The following is a 17,239-nucleotide window of genomic DNA, read 5'->3' as shown; positions in this document are numbered from 1 at the left end:
GGGCAGGAAGCCCCGGGAAGACGCCGAACTTGTCCTTGATGCGTCATGGCGCGCGTCTATCGCGATGGCTGGGTCGGCTGGGGGCGACGGCACTGACGAAGCGACTCGCGGCCCTCGCCCCATCTGGTCCCCCGACCTGGCCGCGAGCGGCGGTAAATCGCTTCCGCCGTTCAATCGGTCTGAACCCGGCGACCCGTCGGCGCCTGCGCGCCGCACCAATGTGGGCTGGGGCCGCGGCGGTGCCCGTGGGCGTGATCATGGTGGCGATGTCGTTGAACCGCGTGCACGACCCCGGTCCGCAGCGACCGTTGGCGACGGGCACCTCAAACCGTCCGATCGCCGGTATGGAGGCGACGGCACCCGCAGTGGCGCTGGCCCCGGCCACGATGACGCCGGCAGCCGCACCTCCCGCCATCGCGGCGACGCCTGCGCTCCGGCCCCACGAGCTGTTCGGCTTCGCTCCGTACTGGACGTTGCCGATGGCGGGCGGCTTCGATCTGCGGGACCTCACGACGGTCGCCTACTTCGGCGTCGACATCGCTCCTGACGGCAGCATCATCGGGAGCGGTGACGGCTGGGCCGGCTACCAGAGCCAGGACCTCGCCCAGCTGATATCGGCGGCGCACTTTGCGGGCGACCGGGTCGTGCTCACGGCGAAGTCGTTCGACCAGGCGACCCTGGACCGGCTCTCGTCGGACCCGACCGCTGCGGACCGTCTGGGCTCGCAGCTGGTCCAGGCGATCCAGGCCAAGGCCATGGACGGGGCCAACCTCGATCTCGAAGGGCTGGGTGGCGCTGATCGTGTCGGCTTGGCGCGGCTCGTGGGCGCGGTCTCGGCTCGGCTGCATGCCGCCAACCCTCACTGGCAGGTCACGGTCGACACCTACACGAGCTCGGCGTCGAACCCGAACGACTTCTTCGACGTGCCTGCGCTGGCTCGAGTGACCGACGGCCTGTTCGTCATGGCCTACGACATGGAAAGCTCGGGCGCCGCCAGCCCGAACTCCCCGCTCAACTACTACGCCGCCAACGTCGCCCAGGCCATGACGGCATACCGCTGGGCGGCGCCCTCCTCCAAGATCATCCTCGGGCTGCCCTTCTACGGCTACGACTGGCCGACAGCCAACAACGCGCCAAACGCCTCGGCCACCGGCGGTCCCGCCGCCGTGGGCTACGGCCGGATCCGCGCCGCCGGGCTACCCACGTACTGGGACCCGAGGGGAGCGGTGCCCTGGACCGCCTATCAGGTCGGGGGCCAGTGGCACGAGGCCTACTACGACAATCCCCAGTCCCTCGCCATGAAGGCATACCTGGCGGACGCGGACGGCCTGGACGGAGTGGGGATCTGGGCCCTGGGCATGGATGGCAACGACCCGGCCATGACCGCGGCGCTGTTGGGCAGGGCCCGACCGCTCAAGCTGCCGACGGGCCCGTCGACGCTCTCCTCCTCGAGGCCGCCGCCGGCTGCACCCCCTCCCGAAGCGGCTCCCGGGACCCCGTCAGGGGGGCCGCCACCAGCGCCGTCTCCATCGCCGACATCGCCGCCACCGTCAAGCCCTCCGCCGCCGAGTGGCGGGGGTTCGCCGCCACCGACCTCCTCTCCGATCCCCCGGGTGACCGTGCCGTAGAGGCTCCGTCCCTGACGCAAGCTCGGGGCGGCGGCCGCTAAAGTGTCCTTTACGTGCACGTCAACTTCTGGCGGGCAAGGATGGGTGTTGGGCTGGCGACGAGGAGGCGCAGGTTGCGCGTAAGGGCGAGGTCAACGGCGACCGAGCACAGTCGAGCACACCCTGAGGGTGTCCCCGGCGATCGCTACAAGTGGACAGCGCTGTCGAACACGACCCTCGGCGTCTTCATCGTCCTCATCAATCAGTCGATCGTCATCATCTCGCTGCCGTCGATCTTTCGTGGCATCCACCTCGACCCGTTGCAACCGGCCAACATCGGCTACCTGCTGTGGCTCCTCATGGGGTTCCTGGTCGTCACGGCGGTCTTGGTCGTGACCTTTGGGCGCATCGGCGACATCTTCGGACGCGTGCGGATGTACAACGCCGGGTTCCTCGTCTTCACGATCGCCTCCATTGGGTTGTCCGTGGTACCGAGCACCGGATCGGCCGGCGCGCTCGAGCTCATCTTCGGGCGCATCGTCCAGGGTGTCGGCGGCGCCCTCTTGATGGCCAACTCGACGGCCATCCTCACTGACGCCTTCCCGCAGGAGGAGCGGGGGATGGCCCTGGGCATCAACATGGTGGCGGGCATCGCCGGCGGGTTCATCGGCTTGATCGTCGGCGGGCTGGTCTCCGAGATCGACTGGCGACTCGTCTTCCTGGTGAGCGTGCCTGTCGGGGTGTTCGGCACCGTGTGGGCCTACCTGAAGCTGAAGGATGTCAGCGAGCGGGTGAAGGCCCGGACCGACTGGTGGGGCAACGCGACCCTTGCGGCGGGCCTGGTCGCCATCCTGGTGGGCATCACGTACGGCATCCAGCCCTACGGAGGGCACGCGATGGGCTGGACCAACCCGATGGTGGTGGCCGAGATCGTCGGCGGCGTGGCGCTGCTCCTTCTGTTCGCGTGGATCGAGACCAGGGTGCCGGAGCCCATGTTCGACCTGGGCCTGTTTCGCATACGTGCGTTCAGCAACGCCGGGGCCGCGAACCTCCTCTCGGCGGTGGGACGCGGTGGATTGCAGTTCATGCTCATCATCTGGCTCCAGGGCATCTGGCTGCCCCTTCACGGCTACAGCTTCGAGCGGACACCGTTGTGGGCCGGGATCTATATGGTCCCGTTGAGCGTCGGGTTCCTCTTGACCGGACCTGCGGCGGGGTTCCTCTCCGATCGGTTCGGCAACCGAGCGTTCTCGGTCGGGGGCATGGTCCTGGCGGCGGCGTCGTTCGCCTTGCTCATGTTGCTGCCGACGAACTTCGGCTATGTCGGGTTCGCCATCCTGCTGTTCGTGAACGGGGTCGGCAATGGACTCTTCGCGGCTCCGAACACGACGAGCATCATGAATGCGGTACCAGCCGCGCAGCGAGGCGCGGCGTCGGGTGTGCGGGCGACGTTCATGAACACCGGATTCGTGCTGTCCATCGGGATCTTCTTCTCGTTGATGATCGTCGGGCTGGCCTCTCGTCTGCCGGCGGCCATGCACGCAGGTCTCGTCGCCCAGGGTGTGCCGGCGGCCGACGCCTCCAGGGTTGCCGGGCTGCCGCCGGTGGGAAGCCTTTTCGCCGCCTTCCTCGGCTTCAACCCGATGAAAACCCTGCTCGGACCGCACGTGCTGAGTGCGCTGCCTGCCTCGAACGCCGCGTTCGTGACGGGCAAGTCCTTCTTCCCATCGCTGATCTCTGGTCCGTTCCACTACGGTCTGATGATCGCGTTCAGCGCTTCAGCGGCGATGTGTTCGGTGGCCGCGCTGGCGTCATGGCGGGCCGGTAGCGGCAGGGACCCGACACGCCGCCGTCGGGAGCCGGCGATCGACCAGCTGGCGGCGGCCGAGACGGAGGCATGGGTGGGAGCATGACCGATGGCGCCCTTCGCATCGGGGAGGTGGCGACGCGCGCGGGCGTCTCGTGCCGGACGCTGCGGTACTACGAGGAGCTGCGACTGCTGGCGCCGTCGGGGCACAGCGCCGGTGGTGCGCGCCGGTACACCGAGGACGACCTCGCCCGCCTGCTCCGCATCAGGGAGCTGCAGGAGGTGATGGGCTTCGACCTCGAGGAGATCGGTGCCATCCTCGGTGCCGAGGATCGGCTCGCCGAGCTGCGGACGGAGTGGCGCGATGGTGCCCAGCCCGAGCGCCAGGACGAGATCCTCGCCGAGGCGGTCAAGATCAACGACCGACTCCGCCAGCAGGTCCGGGAGAAGCGGGCCAAGCTCGACGAGGTGATGGCGGAGCTCGATGCCAAGGCACGCCGCTACCGGGATCTCGCACGCCGATCGCGTACTCCAGGCTGACCGGGTCGGACATTCCGAGGTGCGGGCGCGGAGCGGGGGAGGGGGCCCGGCTATCGTGAGGCGACCGGCGGCGTGGCCGAGTGGTTTAGGCAAGGGCCTGCAAAGCCCTGTACCCGGGTTCGATTCCCGGCGCCGCCTCGGTAGAAGGGATTTCAAGGTGGCGATGAGCGGCCTCGTCGGCGGTCGTGCGGTGATCTACCGCGTGACGGTGACGTCCACCCGGCTGGCGGCCCGGTCGGCCATCAGCTGGAGTATCGGCGCATTGGGCGCCGATACCACGTGCCCGCCGCTGACGCTCACCCGGTATCCGGTGGGATAGTGCTGGGCCGGGACGAAGATCTCGGTCGGGCCGCGGGCGGGCCGGGAGAGGTGCTGGGGAAGATAGGAGAACGTGAGCACGTGGGTCGTCGGGTCGAAGCTCAATGATGTCGGCACACCCGCGACGGCCTGGGGATAGGGCCGAATGAGTACGTCCGCTTTGGCCTGCTTGAGGCTCGACAGGTCGGCGTCATTGGTGAAGAGGCCCTCGTGGGCGGGGGAGCCTGTGGGATCCTGCCAGGCCTTGTAGGCCCAGTAGGTCCACCCCACGAGGTGCTGGTCGGCCAGAGACGTCATGCGGGTGAGGTCGCCGATGTCATCGCTCGAGCCGAATTCGCTCATGAGGAAGCCGGCCCCGAGCTGGCGGTCGGTGGCCTCGGCGTTGTCGAAGGCATACTGCTCTTCGGTCGAGCAGTCGGGCCCGTTGTTGGTACCCAGCACAGTGCCGCTGCCGCAGTAGTCGTGCCAGGAGAAGCCGACCCGGGGATCGGTCACTGGGGTGTCACCCAGATGGCTCGGCGGTCCTGAGTTGGAGATGACGTTGCCTTCCAAGAAGACGAGATGGCTGGGATCGACTTCCCGGATTCCTGCCACGGCGTTGTCCTCGAAGCTGCGGAGTGTGTGGTCGAACCCGGGGCAGCCCGTCGCCAGCGAGAAGCAGGCCTGCCACCCGGTGCCCGGCCACGGCTCGTTGAACAGGTCGTAGCCCAGCAGGTAGGGCTGCTCCGCCCACTTGTCGGCCACGGCCTTCCACGCCGCCCGGTAGCGGGCCCACAGGCCATCGGTATCGGCCCACAGGTTGTCGTAGGTGCGGTTGAGGCCCTGGCTGAGGAAGTAGTTGCCGGGAAAGCCGTAGCGGGCGTCGTTGGGCAGACCGTTGTCGTCGACTGCCCAGGCCGGGAAGCCTTCGCCCTGGAACATCTCGTTGTAGAGGTCCTGATGAAAGTCGAGCAGTACCCAGATGTGGCGGGCGGCCAGGAGCTGGACGATGCGGTCGACTGCGTCCAGGTAGGAATGGTCCACCTGGTCCTGTCGGGGCATCACGCCGGCGAACAGCACGCCGAGCCGCACGGCGTTGAACCCGCGGGCCGCCAAAAAGTCGGCGTCGGCCGCGGTGAAGCCGGCCGGGGTGGCGGGAGCCACGTATGGCGCCAGCTTCCACACGGCGTTCACACCGTGCATAAAAACAACCCGACCCTGGGGGTCGATCAGCCATCGGCCGTCGTGGTGCAGCTGCGCACTCTGCGACGTGTTCGCGCCGCCGGCAACCGGCGCTGCGAACGACACGACAGACAGTGCGGCGACCACGACGCAGGCTCCCAGCACCCGCTTCACGGTGCCGATTGTACCCCCAACGAGACCCGCCCTATTTGCCGGTGGGATGGCCGACGAGAGAGTTGATGTAGTCGAGCATGGGCCGGCCTGCGCCATTGGGTCCGGTCGGCCAGAAGCCCACCTCGAGATGGGGACCGGTGGAGATGCCGACGATGCCGTAGCCAACGATGGAGATCTGCTGGCCCTGCACCACATGAGCCCCCACCGGCACCAAATCGCGACCTGAGTGTCCGTAGTAGACGGTCTTGCCGGCAAGTGGGCCGGAGTCGATCCGTAGCACGGGGCGTCGGGCCCGAAACCGCCGATGCCCTCTTGGATGATCGTGCCCGATCCCATTGCGTACAGGGGTGTGCCACCGGGAGCGGAGAAGTCCACCCCTTGGTCGACGCTGCCGCCACGCAGGTACTGCACGGGCAACGGCAGCCCGGCCCCGCCCGGACCCGGCACGCCCGCCGGGGCAGCGAGCGAGCTTGACAACAGGTCGGCAGGAATGGGGGGCGGGAAGGGCGTGAGCATGGTCGTACGGGTTGTGTCGTCGATCGTCCCGGTGACTGGCTTGGCCGCGGCCTGCTGGTAAGCCGTGATGGCTGCCGTCGTAGGGCCGTCCCACTGCCCGGAAGGGGGAGCGGCAAACCCAAGGCCGGTCAGCAGGCTCTGCCAATCCATGATCTGGTTGGCAGACATGGGCGCAGGAGCGGACGGAAGGCTGAAGTGCGGAGAGGCCTGCAGCGCGTCGAAGACCGACTGACTTGCCGACTCCCAGCTCCAGAAGGAGACAGCGGTCGCCTTTGTGGCATCCGCTGCGTTCATGAATCCGAGCACCTGGTCCCGCAGCGGGTCGGGAGCCGGCGAACCAGGAGGCGACGGCGATGGGGAGACCAAGGGGGCCAGAGGCGTGGCCGTCGCCGGGGGTTGGGCGCGGGGTGCCTGGAGGGTGAGAGGCGCCGTAAAGATCGTGCGGAGAGCATTCGTCGGTGGTGGCGAGCCCTGCACCGTGCTTGGTGCCTGGGGGGGCGTCTCGTCCACCGCCATCAGTGGCTTGCCCAGCGGGGCCAGGGAGTTCATCGCTGCGCCGAGATCTTGATGACCGGGACCGGTGGCGGGATCCATCACCGCCACGCCGTCAAAGGACGAAACCGCCTGCACGTAGGGATAGCCCGTTGGTGGCGCCGGCTGGGGTGCCGGGATGGGTGGCACAGGCCCGGACGGCGCCGGGGGAGGAGCAACCGGGGTGGGAGCGAGCGGACCGGAAGGAGCCGGAACGGCGGCGACCAGGGGGAAGTCGGCGCCGACCGCTGTCCTCAGACTGCTGCCGTAAGCCTGAGCGGGCGCCGGATTCAGATTGTTCCCAGGTCCGGGCTGCAGGTCGGCGACCAATCCGTCGATGCGGTCCTGGTCCGGCGTCGTGTAGGTGATCTCGGACACCGCCCGGGTGACGTCGGCCTGGGTGTTGGTCAGAGTGGGCACGTCGGTGCCATAGACGCGGATGTTGGCTGCATGGGCCGTCGGCAGGAAGGCATCGAGGAAGCTCTGCTGGTTGAAGTTCCCGTCGCTCGATCCGAGGAGCACCACGACGTAGGTCAGGTCAGCAGCCTGGGCCTTGGCCACCATGGCGTCGATGGCAGAGACGTCGCTTCCATTGACGGGGGGCAAGTACTTCTGGCCGATGAACTTCGAGAAGTCCCCGGTGCCCCACGGTGAGGCCGCCTCGGCGCGAGCGACCGCCACTGGATCGTTGCCGGCCTTGAGGGCGGCCAGCACCCCCTGATACTGCCCGTTCTTGAGCGTCTGGGCCGTGGCCCTGATGGCCGTCTTCCAGTCGGGGTACGAACGCACACCCACCGAGTTCCACGTCGTCGCTCCGGCCGTTGCCAGGGTGGTGTTGAGCGGATTCAGGTGGACGAAGCCGCCCTCGGCCTCCTGCCAGGCGTCGATGGCCTGGATGTTGCCGCCGCTGATCGGATCGCCGAGGGCGGCCAGGAGCGCCTTGGAGAAATCCGTCGGCGTGCGGATGGCGGCATCCGAGGGCGCCGGCTGTTGCGGCGGCCGCCATATCCACATGCCTTTGCCGACGGGGACTGTTCCCTTCACGGCCGGGACGGCAGGTCCAAGCTCGGGCGGCGCTGCCTCGCCCACTCCCGCCGGAGCCGGCCCCGAAGGAAGAGAGCCAGGAGGGGCAGCTGCAGTGGGCGCCAGACCACCGTGCGGTCGTCCCGACGGTGGCGGCGGCGGCCCTCCCGGTCCCGACCCAGCCTGGCTCGAGGGTGGGGGCGGCGGAGGCGGTTGCGGGCCCGACGGTGGCGTCGTTGGTGCCGTGCCGGGCAATGTGGCGGGAGGGGCTGGCGGTAACGGCGGGATCGGCAGAGAAGGTGGGTTGACCGGTGGAAGAACGAGGGCAATCGACTGGCCGCTGACGGAGAGCGCTGAGAACCCCGTCCCCCAGCTCACGCCGACTGCTGCGATCGCCAGGCTTGCTACCCCGGCAAGGAGTGGGCCAGGTCGGCTACGGCGTCGTAACGCCTCGATCGCCCAGCGTCCTGAGGCCCCTTGGAATTGACGTCGCCTCTGTCTCAAGTGACTCATCGTTCCCGGTGTCTCGCCATCCGCCAACGTTGGAGGCCGGCACGCAGCCACGGCGCACACGCTGCCCCTCGCCCCGACCGGGGCTCCCCCTCGCAGGCACGCCTTGTTGGTTCTTCGTTTCGACGAACGGTTGTTGGCATCCTGCCTGTGGGCCGTTTTGCCCGAATCGCGCGGGCCCTAGGTCCCTAGCAGCTCCAGGGTCGGGGTAAGAAGCAGGCATGCCCGGAAAGGGTTTCCCATGGTGCTGGTGGGCCCGTCGCCGAATCCCCATGATTGTGGTCGTCGCGGTGGTGGGTGTGGTCGTCGGTCTCGGCATTGCTGTCGCCGTGCTGGCCGCCCACGGAGGTACGCACCCCGTCAGCGCGTCGCAGTCACGAGTCTGCACCCAGGCCCGTCAGGCGCTCGAGAGCGTTCGCCAACCACTCCAGGATGGCGACATACCAGGCACCATCCAAGCGGCACAGGCTGCTCTGCTTAAGACCCAATCCCTAGCTCACCAGCCGGGAGTGTCCCCCGCAGTCAACGAAAACCTGAAGGGTCTAGTCGGTGCCCTGCAGGCGACGGCGAACGGGTCAGCAGCATCCATTCCGAGGGCTGGGAAACAGTTGGCTGACGCTTGCAAGCCTTGATCGGTCTTCGTGGGGATCGCCGCTCCTGCGGCAAGCTCGCCGGCCTCTCACCCGTCGAGCTGTCGCGGTCGCGTGGAGGAGCCGGGTCCAGGGCATCGTGACTAGGGGGGAGAAACCACAGGACCCCACCCCAATCTGCTTTTTACCCCCGTACTGATCGTCTGTATCCCCGCACCGGTACTCGCGGAACGTCGGGACCGCGGCCTTGTCGACAGACACCTGTGGCAGAGGCCAGAGTGAGCGCCGCAGCTCGGCGTTCAGGCAGCTGTGCGCGGGCGGGCCTAGGAGCGCCCTACGCGGAGGTGATCCCGGCGACCACGGCGAATTAACGATCGGATCACAAGCTGGTCGAGAGGGTCGTTGTGGACGGGCTTGGTCCGATCTCTTCCGAGACCGCGAAGCGGCCTCCCCTTGTAAAGGCGGCGGTCGTTGTTTGCGGCGCGGCGCTCGCCGCTGGGCTCCTCGTCGTTGGACTCCATGTGTTCGGCCGTCCCCTGGCCAGGTTGGTCAATCCATCTTCGACGCCGCTGCAGGTAGAGATGAGCCCCCCCGACGCAGCGACCGGCGTCGCCCCCGACACACCGGTCTCTCTCACTACGGCGAACGGTCGACTTAGCACTGTTCAGGTCACTGACGCAGCGGGCCGCCTCCTCCACGGCACCTCCAGCCCTGATGGCCGCTCGTGGTCCTCCATTGGCAGTCCGCTCGCACCTGACACGACCTACACGCTGGTCGCGACCGTGGTCGACCCCTCGGGACGTACCCAACACCGCGAAACATCGTTCACAACACTTCACCCCCTGGGCACCCTCACTGACGACATCGAGCCCTCCCAGGGCAAGGTGGGCGTAGGCAGTCCCATCGTGGTCAAGTTCAACCACCCTGTGGGGAACAAGGCCGCCGTGCAGCGGGCGCTCGGTGTTCAAGCATCGATTCCGGTGGTCGGAGCGTGGCATTGGTTGAGCGCCAAGGAGGTCCACTACCGGCCGCAGAGCTACTGGCCGACGGGTGAGCAGGCCACCGTCCTCTCCAACCTGGGCGGCGTGGACGCCGGCAACGGTATCTGGGGCGTGGGCAGTCGCTCAGTGAGCTTCACCGTCGGTGGCTCCCACATCAGCACCGTGGACATCGCAAACCACACCATGACAGTGATGGACAGTGGCAAGGTCGTGAAGACGTTCAAGGACAGCGCCGGGAGGGACAAGTACCCGACGATGGGCGGCGTGCACCTCGTACTGGGAAAGGAGCCGGATGTGGTCATGGACTCGCAGTCGGTCGGAATCCCGCGCAATTCACCCGACGGTTACTACGAGCACGTGTTCCAGGACGTCAACATCAGCGATGGAGGGGAGTTCGTGCACTCAGCCCCCTGGTCGGTTGGCGCCCAGGGGAACAGCAACGGGTCCCATGGCTGTGTGAATCTCGCCCCGAGTGATGCCGCGTGGTTCTACGACTTCAGCCAACCGGGCGACGTCGTGACCATCGTCAACTCACCGAGGGCTCCCGAGCCGGGTGACCATGGCACCGCGGACTGGAACACGCCCTGGTCCCAGTGGGTCGCAGGAGGCGCTCAGCCAGTGTGATGTGCCAAGGATTTCTACCGTAACGCCTGTGGGGGTCGGCAGCACTGACGCCGCCAAGGGTGTGAAGACTGGCTCAGCTGGTGGCGGGGCAGGGAATGGAGGCCGCGCTTCCGAGAACTTTGACCGTGTCGGACTGCGAACCGGCGGTGAGCTCGATCTGGGTGAGGGAGCAGGTCTGTGCCGGACCCGCCACGAGCATGGCGCCCGTGGGGTTCGTCTCCTCCACCACGTCGTAGGTGCCACTGGGTACGTGCGTCACGTCGATGTACTGATCAGGCGTGTCCCAGCTGTACACGTCACCCCAGCCCGGCGTGATGCCTTCGGTGACGAACGTGCCAGAACCGGGCTGTCCGGCCTGGGGCGCGCTCGCCTCCCGCGGCAGGTTGCAGTCGGGCTGGCCGACGTTGGCCCGAGGGCCGTTCGTCGTCGCGCTCCCGAAGCCGAAGTAGTCGTCATCTGTCAGGCAGAAGGACTCCTTCTGCGACTTGCCCACCGGTGGCCCGACGGCCGTGCCCGGGCCAGCTTGGTACAGGGCGTAGAGCAGGAGATCGTTGTAGTGGAAATGACCGTGCTCGACGTGGAACTCGCAGGGTCCGGCCGGCCGGGCGACGGTCGAGCCGTTAGGTCGCGACACGAGCTGGGTGGCGTTGCAGTCTCCCGGGACGTACCCCACCCCGACCTGGCCGTTGGGTTCCGTCCCGGCCGCCGGTATCTGCGCCGTCAGGGACCCCGCACCGACGTTCTGGATGTCGGTCGTGAACCTCAGGCATCGGAGGCTGGGGTCGTTGAGCCGAGTGGCCTGGAGGTTGTCGAGTCCAATCGTCTCGTCGGCGTAGCACGAGGTCGGAAGGGGCACGTTCACCGGGAAGGGGAAGCCGAGTGGTGACGACGGCGCCGGTGGGATACCCGAGGCGGTGAAGCTGAACGCGGGCTGAGCCCGCAGCTGCGGCAGCTCGAAGCAGCCGGTGACGCCGGACACGGTGAGCCCGCACGTGGCCGCCGGCGGTGTCCAGGAGCGCCCGCTCATGAGCCGCACCTCGCCCACGAACCCCGACCCGCTGTCGTAGGCGTAGGTGTAGGTGACCACCACCGTGTAGGTGCCGGGAGCTGGTCGGGCCACCTCGGCGCTCTGTCCGTTGGCGCCGATCCCGTTGGCGGCCGCTGCCAGCCTGCCGTCAGGGCCGTAGACGTAGAGGTCGAAGCCCTGGTCGGCGTTGAAGGTCCCACCTGGACCCGTCGTCGTGCTCTTGACGGCGGTGAGGACCGGCGAGGCCGAACCGCGGGGGACGGAGAACGTGTACTCCCAGCACCCGGTGCTGCACACGACGGGGTCCGGGTTGTTGACGACGGGCGCCGAGGCCGGGAGGGACGCCCCGAAGTGAAGCACGGGGGTGGCCGGGTCCACCGTGCCGATGGAGCGAGCCGGCGAGGTCGTGGGGGGCGTGACAGGCGGGGAGACCGGCAGTCCGCTCGCGGGAGCGACCGGGATGCTTGGAGCGCTGCTCGCCACGGCGGCGGGACTGCCGAGACAGAGAACGCCACTGACCACGGCGACCGCCCACAGGCGGGCTCGGCGGAGATGCCGCATACATTCCATTTCGCCCTCCCTGGTCTCGGTCCTGCTCGGGCGGCCCTCGTAAGGGTCGAGCCACGGGCCGCCGAGCAGAGAATTCGACCAGGACTCGCAATCCGGCGGTGGCTAGCCCGAGTAGACGCCGCCATATCGGGGAAAATATCGATCAAACAATTGGACTACCTTTTGGAGGAGGCCAGGTGCCAAGCCCAAATATCAAGAACGAAAAGCAATACGAAGGCCTCAGAAAGAAGGGGATGTCCAAGGAGCGGGCGGCGAAGATCGCCAACTCGCCGGGCTCGTCGAAGCGGGGGGGACAGGCCTCCGGCTCCGGCACCCGACGAGACAAGCCGTCGCAGGGTGGCACGACGGCCCAGAAGCGCGAGGCTGGACGTAAGAGACGGCGGGCAGCTGGATAAAAGGGAGCCTGAAGCTTCGTTTTGCGGCACTGATCGGATTCCGCTGTGCCATCCGAAGCCTCGTCTCCGGTGCCATTGAACCGGCGGCAAGCCGGTGCGGCACTGACGGCAGCCACCTTTCTGACGGTGGGTGCTGGCGCGGGGGTCGCCGCCGTCGCAGGGTTCCAGTCCGTTTGGGCCGTCCTGGCCCATCTTCGCCCCGCTTGGCTGGCTGTGGTCCTGGTCGCCCAGCTCGTCGCCGTGGTCGGCTACGCGGCCTCCTACCGAGAGGTGCTTCGAGTCCGGGGCGGCCCGGAGGTGCACCCCGTGTGGGCGGCAGCGCGCACGGCCATGGGGTTCGGCGCCTACCTGACCAAAGGCGGGTTCGCCTTCGACTACGGGATCCTTCGTCGGTCGACTGTCAGCCGCGAGGCCCACCAGAGGGTGCTCGGGCTTGGCGCCCTCGAGTACGCCCTGTTGGCCCCAGCCGCCTGGGCCTCAGCCCTTGTATTGGTTCTCAGCAGTGCGAGGGCTGACGCGTCGGTCACGTACTCCTGGATGATCGGAGTTCCCGTTGGCTCCGTGATAGTTCTGGTGCTGCTGAGCCGGCGCAACCAACTCGCAGCCCGTGGCCGCCGCTGGGCTCAAGTTGCCGCCTCCCTCTCATCGGTGGCCTTGGTGTGGGACATGGCCCGCCGGCCCGCGCACTGGGCGGGATTCGTCGGGATGGCGATCTACTGGTTCGGGGAGATCGCCTCGCTGTGGGCGGGGCTTCGCGTGTTTGGCTGGACCGCATCGATCCCCGCCGCCATCCTCGGTTTCGCCACCGGCTACGCCCTTACCCGCCGCACGCTGCCGCTCGCCGGAGCGGGTTTCACTGAGGCGTTCCTACCCTTCGCCCTGCACTGGGTGGGGATCCCACTGGCCTTCGGGCTTCCAGGCAGCTTTGTCTATCGCTGTTTCAATGTGTGGTTGCCCACGCTGGCTAGCGCTCCTGCGGTCTGGCTTCTTTCGAGAAGACGGAGATTCCCGGCTCCAACGGACTAGCGATGTGCGGCCAACGCCCGGAGGTCTATACAGCCAAACTCCCGAGACCTTCCAGGAACCTATGGACGAAGAGCACAGCCATGGAAGCGTCCCCGACGCCCGCAGCTACCCGTTTCACTGAGCCACTTCGGACGTCACCCACGGCGAAGACCCCAGGCAAGCTGGTCTCGAGTAGCGATGGCCAGCCATAAGGGGCGCCTGGCTCCGTATAGCCAGCTGCCTGAGCGGCAGCGCCTCCCGTGAGGACGAAGCCGTGATCGTCGAGAGCCAGAGCTTCACTGAGCCAATTGGAGTTGGGCTCCGCGCCGATGAACACGAAGAGAGCAGATGCCTCGAGCTTGCGGGACCCTCCTGTTCTGTTGTCGACGACGGTGAGCGCCTCGAGGAGCGCGTGTCCGATGACCTCCCGCACCTCGGAGTGAAGGAGGATCTCCACGCCCGGGGTCCGTTCGAGGCGGTCGGCGAGGTACCGGGACATGTCCTTGGCGAGGTCGCCCCCGCGGACCAACAGGTGGACGGGCTGCGAATGCCTGGCCAGGAAGAGGGTCGCCTGGCCCGCTGAGTTGCCGCCTCCCACTACGGCCACCGGATTGCCTCGGCACCGCCGCGCTTCCAGCTCCGTGGCCGAGTAGTAGACGCTGGTCCCTTCCAGCTCGGCCAGACCAGGCACGTCCAGCTTGCGATAGCGCGCCCCGGTGGCGACGACGACGGCGCGAGCGAGGATCTCCTGGCCTTCCTTGAGGCGGACGAGGTAGTCGGCGCCCCTTCGCTCGAGGCTGGCCGCCTCCGCCGGTACGCTGATTCTGGCCCCGAACTTCTCGGCCTGGATCGTCGCTCTCTCGGCAAGCTCCGCACCCGGTATGCCTGAAGGGAAGCCCAGGTAGTTCTCAATCCGGGGGGAGGTGCCCGCCTGTCCGCCCGTGGCGATCGAGTCGAGCACCAGAGTCGTGAGACCTTCCGATGCGGCGTAGACGGCCGCCGTGAGTCCCGCCGGGCCCGCTCCGATCACGACGAGGTCGGAGACGGCATCACTGGGGAGGTGCATTGGCAGACCGATCGCGGCCGCGAGAGTCGCCGTGCTCGGGTCGTGCAGCACCTGGTCACGCCAGATGACGACGGGAGTCTCTTCGGGCGCGACACCGAGGTCACGGAGCAGAGCCTCCGCCTGCTCGTCTTCCTCGAGGTCGATCCACCTGTGGGGCAGGAGATTTCGAGCAGCGAACTCACGCAGCCGTCTCGTCTCGGGCGAATAGCGGGATCCGACGATCTTGAACCCGGTCCCGAGTCCAATCAGCTCCGAGCGACGCGCAATGAAGGCGCGGAGTATCACGTCCCCGATCGTGGGGTCCTGCGCCACCAACTCCCGAAGACGGCGCACCGGCACCACGAGAACCTCGCCAGGCTCGCACGCCACCGCTGTCAGGAAGACAACTTGGCCGGTGAGCAGGCTCAGCTCGCCCAGGAAGCGGCCCGGACCGTGGACGCCGAGGATGCGCCCATCGCCAGAGGGGCCCTCCGTCAGGGCCACCTTTCCCTCGAGGATCACGAAGAAGTCGCAGGTCTCATCGCCCTCCCGGAAGAGGACGTCGCCTTCGCGAATTCGTCGCCGTTCACTATGCCGTTCGATCAGGCGGATCTGTTGACCGCTCAACCTGGGGAACGCTCCATAGACATCGGGCGTCTCGGCGAGGACCTCAGGATCAGCCGTGCTCACGGTTGCGATAACGATGCCATAGCTCGGAATGTCCGAAGTTGCAACCGGACGGTCGTCATCGGGTTTCGCTTCCTGGGTCACGCCCAGTAGCGTTGGTGCATTCCGTCATGAGATCTGGGGTAACGAATGTCTATGGCTGAGACGCGGCTTGGTCGGCACACCTGGGTCCTGGTGCTCACCATTGGTGTGGCCCTCTTCGTCGCAGACCAGCAGACCCTCGTCGCCACAGGCGACCCGAACTTCGTCCCGTCCGTCATTCTGCTTGGGGCTGTCGTGGTACCCGCGGCATTCGTGGCGTTCGTTTACGGCCGGCGCCTGCCTTACGACGTGCCGGTCGGCATCGTCGTCAGCACGGCGGTGCTGGGCGGCGTGATTGGCACGATCGTCGCAGGCGTCCTGGAGTTCGGCACCTTACGCGACCTTGGAGTCCTCCCTTTGCTGGCCGTCGGAGTCATCGAGGAGGCCGCCAAGCTGATCGTGCCATTGGGAGTGCTCCTGCTGTTTCGTTATCGACGACCCGCCGACGGGATCGCCGTCGGAGTGGCGTCGGGGGCCGGATTCGCGGCACTCGAGACGATGGGATACGCCTTCGTGGCACTCATACGTACTCACGGAGACGTGTCGGCTGTGGCGAATCTGCTGGTTCTCCGCGGTCTGCTCAGCCCCGCCAGTCACATGGCCTGGACGGGTATCACAGCCGCAGCCCTCTGGTCTGCAGCCGCCACAGGCTGGTCGTCACGCAGCGTGCGCCGCTTCGTCGCCATCTTCGTGACCGTGGCCCTGCTGCACGCCTTGTGGGATGGGCTGACGAACCTGGCGGGCTATGCCGTCATTGCCGGGGTGAGCATTGGTCTCCTGGCCTGGATCACTCACAGGGCTGCGCATGGCGAGAACGTCCTGGATCGCGGGGATCCGCGACGCACAGCCCTCTCCACCAGGCAGCCGCGATGACCGTTCGATGATCCGGCTTCTCATGCTCGCTCCGCCTGGAGGCGGAAAGACAACTCAGGGGCGTCGGCTGTCAGATCACTTCAAGGTTCCCCACATCTCGACTGGCGAGCTCCTGCGAGAGCACGTGCACCGCTCGACTCCCATCGGGACAGCGGCCCGACCGTTTATCGAGAAGGGTGATCTCGTTCCCGATGAGCTTGCGCTGGCAGTGGTGCGGCAGCGCATCTGTGAGCCATCTCTCCTTCGGGCATTCGTGCTCGACGGTTTTCCGCGGACTCTGAACGAGGCGACTGTCGCCTATAGTCTCGCCACCGAAAACAGAATCACCTTCTCCGCAGTTATCCATCTGATCGTCTCTGACGCTGAGGTCATGCGGCGACTGCTAGCGCGGGGCCGCGAGTCCAGTCGTGATGACGATAGGGAGGACACAGTTCTTCACCGCCTGGAGAGGTACCGGAACGAGACCGCCCCGTTGTTGGATTTCTACCGGGGCCGCGGGCTCCTCGTTGAGGTCGATGGCGAAGGACCCGTTGTCGAGGTGACGGAGCGAGCAGAGCTCGCCTTGGCCGATCGTCACCTCACGCCACCCACCAGCTGATCGATGGCCGGCCTCATGTAGGACGGTCTCGGATGCCATGCAACCTGTGCCCACGGCCGTGGTGCAAGCGTGAACCAGGCCGAGCAAGAGCCGACCCAAGTCGTTCCGAAGCCAGGGCTGCTCCAGCACGTCTCCGGTATCGAGCCCGAGTTGGCTCGTCTCCAGGGCTACCGGGTGGTCGATCTGGAGCTCGGACAGGGGGCGTCTCCCGTCGGTCGTCACATCGCCGATCTGGAATGGCCTTCGTCGTCGGTGCTTCTCGCCATCCGTCGCGGTGCGAGTGCCATCACCGTCTCCGAGCAGACCCGCCTGCGTTTCACCCTCGTGGTTCCGGCGGCGAGCGCTGAAGATGTGTCGGAGCTGGTGGACCAGGTGCGCCCGGCAGGTGGTTCGTCGCGTGCGCCCGGCGGGGATGGCGGGCGTGGAGGCGCCTAGATCGCGAGCCGGTCGGGGAACGGCGCCACCGGGAGGTTCCTCAGGCTGGCCACAGAAATCCTTAGTGTTGACTTGTCAAGAAATGCCATGCGGGATAGATTACATCTGCAGTTTGGGCGTC

General features: G+C 67.2%; 11 protein-coding genes and 1 tRNA gene. 9 read left to right on the top strand and 3 right to left on the bottom strand.

Annotated elements, in window-relative coordinates; all coding sequences use genetic code 11:
• Positions 1-239 precede the first annotated feature (239 nt).
• The 4 genes from VH112_11575 to VH112_11560 all read left to right on the top strand — a co-directional run bounded on the left by VH112_11575 (position 240) and on the right by VH112_11560 (position 4,092).
• Positions 240-1,628, top strand: a complete 1,389-nt coding sequence (locus VH112_11575; GenBank protein HEX4540873.1) for a glycosyl hydrolase family 18 protein — start codon at positions 240-242, stop codon at positions 1,626-1,628.
• A gap of 113 nt (positions 1,629-1,741) precedes the next feature.
• Entirely contained in the window at positions 1,742-3,520 is a 1,779-nt protein-coding gene (locus VH112_11570; GenBank protein ID HEX4540872.1) for an MFS transporter, read from the top strand.
• On the top strand, positions 3,517-3,954 hold the full coding sequence (locus tag VH112_11565; protein ID HEX4540871.1) for a MerR family transcriptional regulator: 438 nt from the start codon (positions 3,517-3,519) through the stop codon (positions 3,952-3,954). Before VH112_11570 ends, VH112_11565 begins: the two co-directional genes overlap by 4 nt.
• A gap of 66 nt (positions 3,955-4,020) precedes the next feature.
• Positions 4,021-4,092, top strand: a tRNA-Cys gene (locus tag VH112_11560).
• 57 nt (positions 4,093-4,149) lie between these two features.
• Here VH112_11560 and VH112_11555 read toward each other — a convergent pair.
• On the bottom strand, positions 4,150-7,698 hold the full coding sequence (locus VH112_11555; GenBank protein ID HEX4540870.1) for a cellulase family glycosylhydrolase: 3,549 nt from the start codon (positions 7,696-7,698) through the stop codon (positions 4,150-4,152).
• 1,660 nt (positions 7,699-9,358) lie between these two features.
• Here VH112_11555 and VH112_11550 point away from each other — a divergent pair.
• A complete protein-coding gene (locus VH112_11550; protein ID HEX4540869.1) occupies positions 9,359-10,402 on the top strand; it encodes an Ig-like domain-containing protein in 1,044 nt (347 codons plus the stop codon).
• Positions 10,403-10,475: 73 nt separating this feature from the next.
• On the opposite strand, the gene VH112_11545 is transcribed toward VH112_11550, so the two are convergent.
• Entirely contained in the window at positions 10,476-11,990 is a 1,515-nt protein-coding gene (locus tag VH112_11545) for a hypothetical protein (GenBank protein HEX4540868.1), read from the bottom strand.
• A 473-nt stretch (positions 11,991-12,463) separates the two neighbouring features.
• On the opposite strand from VH112_11545, the gene VH112_11540 reads away from it, so the two are divergent.
• A complete protein-coding gene (locus tag VH112_11540) occupies positions 12,464-13,420 on the top strand; it encodes a hypothetical protein (GenBank protein ID HEX4540867.1) in 957 nt (318 codons plus the stop codon).
• A 25-nt stretch (positions 13,421-13,445) separates the two neighbouring features.
• On the opposite strand, the gene VH112_11535 is transcribed toward VH112_11540, so the two are convergent.
• Positions 13,446-15,134 (bottom strand): FAD-dependent oxidoreductase, encoded by a 1,689-nt coding sequence (locus VH112_11535; GenBank protein HEX4540866.1) that lies wholly within the window; start codon positions 15,132-15,134, stop codon positions 13,446-13,448.
• A gap of 132 nt (positions 15,135-15,266) precedes the next feature.
• Here VH112_11535 and VH112_11530 point away from each other — a divergent pair, with 132 nt between their 5' ends.
• The 3 genes from VH112_11530 to VH112_11520 all read left to right on the top strand — a co-directional run bounded on the left by VH112_11530 (position 15,267) and on the right by VH112_11520 (position 17,118).
• Positions 15,267-16,085, top strand: a complete 819-nt coding sequence (locus VH112_11530) for a PrsW family intramembrane metalloprotease (GenBank protein ID HEX4540865.1) — start codon at positions 15,267-15,269, stop codon at positions 16,083-16,085.
• 7 nt (positions 16,086-16,092) lie between these two features.
• Complete coding sequence (locus VH112_11525; protein HEX4540864.1) at positions 16,093-16,683, top strand: adenylate kinase; 591 nt, start codon at positions 16,093-16,095, stop codon at positions 16,681-16,683.
• Between the two features lie 69 nt (positions 16,684-16,752).
• Entirely contained in the window at positions 16,753-17,118 is a 366-nt protein-coding gene (locus tag VH112_11520) for a hypothetical protein (protein HEX4540863.1), read from the top strand.
• The last annotated feature ends 121 nt before the right edge of the window (positions 17,119-17,239 follow it).

The sequence above is a fragment of the Acidimicrobiales bacterium genome (assembly GCA_036270875.1).
Taxonomy (GTDB): domain Bacteria; phylum Actinomycetota; class Acidimicrobiia; order Acidimicrobiales; family AC-9; genus AC-9.
The sequence above is the reverse complement of the archived record's forward strand: the minus strand, read 5'-3'. Positions and strand labels throughout refer to the sequence as shown.